General features: G+C 27.5%; 4 protein-coding genes. 2 read left to right on the plus strand and 2 right to left on the minus strand.

From position 1 onward, the window contains the following. The first annotated feature begins 458 nt into the window (after positions 1-458). On the plus strand, positions 459-1,703 hold the full coding sequence (locus KQ44_RS09815; protein ID WP_096737244.1) for an extracellular solute-binding protein: 1,245 nt from the start codon (positions 459-461) through the stop codon (positions 1,701-1,703). 388 nt (positions 1,704-2,091) lie between these two features. Here KQ44_RS09815 and hcp read toward each other — a convergent pair whose 3' ends face one another. Further along, the gene (gene hcp / locus KQ44_RS09820) at positions 2,092-3,741 is read right to left on the minus strand and encodes a hydroxylamine reductase (protein WP_096737245.1); all 1,650 of its coding nucleotides are present in this window, start codon (positions 3,739-3,741) and stop codon (positions 2,092-2,094) included. Positions 3,742-3,753: 12 nt separating this feature from the next. Further along, the gene (locus KQ44_RS09825; protein WP_096737246.1) at positions 3,754-4,203 is read right to left on the minus strand and encodes an Rrf2 family transcriptional regulator; all 450 of its coding nucleotides are present in this window, start codon (positions 4,201-4,203) and stop codon (positions 3,754-3,756) included. A gap of 358 nt (positions 4,204-4,561) precedes the next feature. Here KQ44_RS09825 and KQ44_RS09830 point away from each other — a divergent pair, with 358 nt between their 5' ends. Further along, positions 4,562-6,406 carry a DUF262 domain-containing protein gene (locus KQ44_RS09830; protein ID WP_096737247.1) on the plus strand — a complete coding sequence of 615 codons (1,845 nt, stop codon included), beginning with the start codon at positions 4,562-4,564 and terminating at the stop codon, positions 6,404-6,406. Positions 6,407-6,555: the final 149 nt, after the last annotated feature.

The following is a 6,555-nucleotide window of genomic DNA, read 5'->3' on the forward strand; positions in this document are numbered from 1 at the left end:
TTCATCTATTATATTATTATATTAAAAATATCTGTTTTTTAATAATAGCTAATATTTAAATAAATCATTATGGAGTTTATGATATTTCTCTTCAGGCTGTACCAGTTCATATACTAAATCAATCTCTTTAGTATTTACAGCCATATTATTTTTAAACTATTCAATTATTTTTAAATATTTTTGAGGTATGTTTGAGTTTTTGAAGAATATATTTTATCATTATAATAGCTGATATTAGTGTAATAATAAAAAATAAAGCTAGTAAGATATATATGATAGTATCATTAGTTATAATTACTTATACTCCCCTCTTAATTTTTTATCACTATATTTTATAATATATTAAAAAATATGAGCTTTAAATATATTTTAATAATTTTTTTAATCTATTGACATTAATACATAATAATATATTCTATTAAAAATTTAACTCATTACAAATTATAGGAGTAAAAAACATGAAAAAAATATTATTTTTATCAGCTGTTATTTTGATATCAGCATTTTTTGCTATTTCCTGCGGCGGACAAAAAAGCTCTTCAGAAAACTCAATAACAGTAATGGTTCCAGACTGGGCTGTACCCTCTGATGAAATGCTCAATGCTTTTAAAGAAGAAACTGGAATAACTGTTAATATGAATGTTATGGCTTGGGAAAATATAAGAGACAAAATATCAATAGCGGCTGCAGGAGGTACTGCTGCTGCTGACGTTGTAGAAGTAGACTGGTCTTGGGTAGGAGAATTTAACAGTGCTGACTGGCTTGAACCTATAGAATTAAGCCAAGAAGAAATTAATGCTATGCCTTCTATACAGCCTTTTATAATAGACAGTAAAGTTTTAGCTCTTCCTTATGCCAATGATTTCCGTTTAGCTTATTATAATAAAAAACATTTTGAAGCTGCAGGCATTACAGAAGCTCCAAAATCTTGGGACGATGTTTATAATGCTTTAATAGCTATAAAAAATGCAGGTGTAACTAAATATCCTTTTTCTATGCCTTTAAATGCTGATGAATCTTGTACTACTTCATTAATATGGATGGCATATTCAAAATACGGAGTAGTATTTAATGAAGATGGTACTTTAAATAAAGATGCTGTACTTGGAGCATTAGAGTTTATAAATAAAATGGCTAATGTTGATAATTTGATTGATCCTGCTTGTAAAACTTCTACAGGTATGGACGCTTATAGAAGAATCAATTCTGGAGAGGCTAGTTTCATAGTAGGGCCTACTTCTTTTGTAAGCAGAGTACAAGATCCTAATGAATCTCAAGTAGTAGGAGATGTTATACCTATACTTCTTCCCGGTGCAGAAGGTCCTTCTCCAAAAACTTTTGCTTTACCTGAAGGTGTAGGTGTAATAAAATTATCAAAAAACAAAGAAGCAGCAATGAAATTTGTAAAATGGTTTAATTCTCCAGAAATACAAAAACAATTAAACTATGTACAAAACACTATGCCTACAAGAACTTCAGTTATGGAAGAACTTATTAATGAAGGCAAATTAAAAAATACAGGTGCTTTGCTTGAAGAATCTACTTTAATATCAAGCCCATTCCCAAAAGGTGTTCCTAGCTATTATTCTGAAATGACTACTGCTATATTTAATGCTGTTAATGAAATGGTTTTAGGGGCAAAAACTCCTGAAGAAGCATTTAATGCTATGGATAGCAAAATAAAAGAATTAGCTGCAAGATAATTTTATTAGAGTATACTGGAACAATTTTATTTTGTCAATTGGTACACATTATACAGAATTATAAACTTTTTTGCCGAACAAAAAATTTGCTGCCATCAGTTTTTTGGTTCTTTTATACCACGCCACAGGCGGACAGACATCATAAAAGAACTGGGGTGTAGGGCAAAGCCATGCAAATATTTTAAATTTAAAAAATTAATTTTGACAAATTGTAATTGTTTAGAATAATAACATGGCATTACTTTCTAAGTGATGCCATTTATTTTATATATTATCTTTATAATAATTTTACATTTAATTTTGTAAAGTACTTTTGAAACAAACTTATTTAATAAATAAAAAAGGGCCTAACTTAAAAAGTTAAGCCCTTTTCATTATCGTTGGAGTTTTATGCTGTTAAATTGAATTTTTTCAAATCTTCATCAACGCTTCCTATTCCTCCAATTCCGAATTTTGAAACTAATATATTAACTACATTAGGGGATAAGAATCCCGGAATTGTTGGTCCTAAATGTATATTTTTTACTCCCAAATATAATAATGAAAGTAAAACTATAACTGCCTTCTGTTCATACCAAGCTATATTATAAACTATAGGCAAGTCATTAATATCATCTAAACCAAATAAGTCTTTAAGTCCCAAAGCAATAACAGCTAGTGAGTAAGAGTCATTACATTGTCCTGCATCTAGTACTCTAGGTATGCCGTTAATATCACCTAAATCTAATTTATTGTATCTGTATTTAGCACAGCCTGCAGTTAATATTACAGTATCTTTAGGAAGTTTTTTTGCAAACTCAGTATAGTATTCTCTCTCTTTATGTCTTCCGTCGCATCCACCCATTACAATAAATCTTTTTATAGCACCAGATTTTACAGCTTCAGCAATTTTGTCTTTAAGTGATAATACCTGATTATGGGCAAACCCTCCAACTATAAAACCGCTTTCTATTTCTTTAGGAGCTTCGCATTTTTTGGCATGCTCTATTATAGGCGTAAAATCTTTATCGCTTTCTTTACCTGTATGACTTTCTATATGTTTTAAACCTTCAAAACCTGCTGCTCCTGTTGTATATACTCTGTCTTTATAACTTGGTAAAGGAGTTACTATGCAGTTTGTAGTCATTAATATAGGTCCGTTAAAACTTTCAAAATCTTTTCTTTGATCCCACCAAGCTCCGCCGTAATTGCCCACAAAATGTTTATATTTCTTTAATTCTGGGTAGTAGTGAGCAGGAAGCATTTCAGAGTGAGTATATACATCTACTCCTGTACCTTCTGTTTGTTTTAACAATATTTCTATGTCTTTTAAATCATGACCAGATACCAATATTCCCGGATTTTTTCCTACACCTATATTAACTTTTGTAATTTCTGGGTTACCGTAAGTAGAAGTATTAGCTTTATCAAGAAGAGCCATTCCGTCAACGCCGTTTTTACCTGTTTCAAGTACCAAAGATAAAAGTTCATCAGCATTTATATCATTTCTTAATGTTTCATTCAAAGCTCTTTGTATAAAAGCATCAACCTCTTCATTCTCATAATCAAGCATATTAGCATGTCTCATATAAGCACTTAATCCCTTAACTCCGTATATAACAGTTTCTTTAAGGCTTCTTATATCTTCATTTTTCTCTTCTAATACGCCTACTGTTTTTGATTTAGCGTCCATATCCTCTTTGCTTTTAGGTGTCCATAAAGATTCTTCAAATATAAGCGATTTATCTTTTACCTGATTTGCTAATTCATTGCAAAGTTTTGCGGTGTATTCTATTCTCTTATAAAAAACTTCTTTATCAAAGTTAGCATTTGTTATAGTTGTAAATAAATTGAATGTTACATCATGATTAACTTTTTTATCTACTTTTCCACCCTCTTTTCTTATAGCAGTTGTTATATTAGAAAGTCCTTTAGTTACATGAACTAGTAAGTCTTCTAAATAGGCTAAATCTGGTTTTTTACCGCATACACCTGATACTGTACAGCCTGTATTATTCATTGTTTCCTGACATTGATAACAAAACATTTTATTATCCATTTAATCCTCCATTTATTTTTTTTGTTTCGATTTTTTATCATCTGTTTTATTTATCTTGAAATCCTTATCTAATAAATAATGATCTTTGATTGTATGGCTTTCCATATAGTTTTTGAACTTTCTGTTTATATCATTAACTAAATCACCCATTATGCAGCTTGAACAGTATTTATCACATTTAGAATGAAACAAACAACTCCTCTGCCAATTTTTACCCTCTATAGTTTCGTATATCTCCAAAAAAGAAGTATTTTCTTTACCCTCAGCAATTTTAAATCCGCCTGCAGGTCCTTTAGATGAAGTAAGATACCCAGCTTTCACTAATGCTTGAAGAACTTTTGATAAATGATTGGGCGAAACATCAAATCTTTCTGCTATATCTTTAAGAGATGCAAACTCTTTAATAGATATATATACTGCAGAGTGAAGAGCTATAGCTGAGGCTTCTGATATTGGAATCATTTTTTTATTCCTGTCATTACTAATTTAGCATATTGGTACTATAATACTAAATTAGTTTTTTGTCAATATCCATTAATAAAAAAATATAAATTGTTTATAGAAATAAATTTATTATATAAATATAACTAGAAATATAGTTTATTTATCCAAATTTCAATGCATACATCCATTCAAAATACAGCCCAATTCAGAATAGGAAACAGATAATTATTTAATTTTTTATGAAAAAATATTAATTTATATCCAAAAAAACAATATTTACTACAGTTTTTGTCATTAATATATGTTATACTATATAGCATATATTATGTTTTTATGCTATACTATATAGCGTATATTTAATTTTAAGGATTATTATATGTCAGAACCAACTAATCAAGAAAATAATATAATAGAAAGTGTAGAAAAAATATTTGATAATAGACGTATTTATAACATTCCAGAATATCAAAGGGGATATAAATGGAATGAAGAAGATGTTGAGGCTTTACTAAATGATATTGATAAATTTGAAGAGGTAGGAGATCAATTTTACTGTCTTCAAAATATCACTATAAAAAAACAGGAAGATAATAATAATATTTATGAAGTTATAGACGGGCAGCAGAGATTAACTACTCTGTCAATACTATTATCATATTTAGGGAAAACAAATTTATTAAATAAGATACAATACTCTATAAGAGAAGAAAGTGGGAAGTTTTTATATGAATTATTAGAAAAAAAAGAAATAGACTATTTAGATAATAATTTAAGCTATAATGATAATTTTAATAAAGACTATGACAGTCAAGATGTTTTTCATTTTTGTTTAGCTAAGCATACTATAATAAATTTTTTCGGTAATCATGAAAAAGGAAACTTTAAAAATAAATTACTAGAACATGTAAAACTAATAGTAAATGATGTAAGCAATGAAGCGGGCAATAAAACTGATGTTAATGATGTTAAAGGTGAAACTATATTCAAAAATCTTAATTCTAATAAGGTAGCTTTGGAATATTATGATTTGATAAGAGCTATATTTATAACAAGAGTAAAAAAAGAAGACAAAGAAAGCGATATAGATTTGGCTGAAAAAAGAATAAAAATAGGTATTGATATAGATAACATGAATATATGGTGGTCAGATAAAAATGTAAAAGAATATTTTAAAATCTTTTCTGGTGAAAATAATATATCAATGCTTTATGATTTATATTGGAAATGCAGAAATGAAGTAAATAATAGTAAATCAGAATCAAATAATAATAAAGAAAAATCTAATAATGAAGCCTTATTTAAATATTTAGACAGTAATACAGGTAAATCAGAAGAAGTATTTAAAGAAGTTGTAAGATTTCATAATACTATGGCAGATTGGTATGAGGATAAAGAAATATACCATTTGCTTGGTTTTATTGGTAAACATATAGAAAAAGATATAAATACTATTTGGAGTATATGGGAAAAAACCAATACTTCTAGAGAAAGTTTTAAAAATGAATTAAAGCGAATTATAAAAGATGATTTAATAAAAAACATTGAAAATGAAAATTATCTTGAAGCTATAGGAGATACTAATAAAAATTGGTATTACCAAGAAAATAATACAATAAAATTATTGGTACTTATGGATATAATAAAAATACTTAATAATAAAAATATAAATCATAAATTACCAGCAAATTACTTCTATGCCAATGGTGAAGATATTGAACATATATTTTCTAAAACTCCAAACAAGCAAACAACTATAAAAGATGCTATTGACAATATTGATTTGATAGTTAATTTAGTAAATGATGATAAATATAAAGAAGAATTATGTGATTTTGTAAAAGACTTAGAAGAAGAAAAAAAACTAAAAAATGAAATGACAACATTGCATAGTATAGGTAAGTTAGAAAAATACAGGGACGTTATTAGAGAAGTTCCTTGTGTACATTCAATAGGCAATTTAGTTTTACTAGTCTCAGATACAAATAGAAGTTATGGAAATAATCCTTATATTGAAAAAAGAAGAAGAATAATAGAACAACATGAAATCGGAGAAAAATACATAAGAAATCATACTTGGAGTATATTTTCTAAAAATATAAAGTTAAAAGATGGGGATTCTGTTAATAGTGAAGAATTAGATAAATGGACTATTAAGGATATTGAAATAACAGCAAAATATATTAAAGAAAAAATAGAAGAGTTTTTTAATGGTATAAAATAATTAAGGAGTGTAAACATGGCTGAATTGATAAAAAAAACATTTATAGATATATTAAAAAAAGATGAAAATATTATTGTACCAGAAATTCAAAGAGAATATGTATGGGGAAGTAAAGAAAATATTGAAAATTGTAAAAAGTTATTAGATGA

Origin of the sequence: Brachyspira sp. G79 (assembly GCF_002379365.1) — a bacterium.
Lineage (GTDB): Bacteria > Spirochaetota > Brachyspiria > Brachyspirales > Brachyspiraceae > Brachyspira.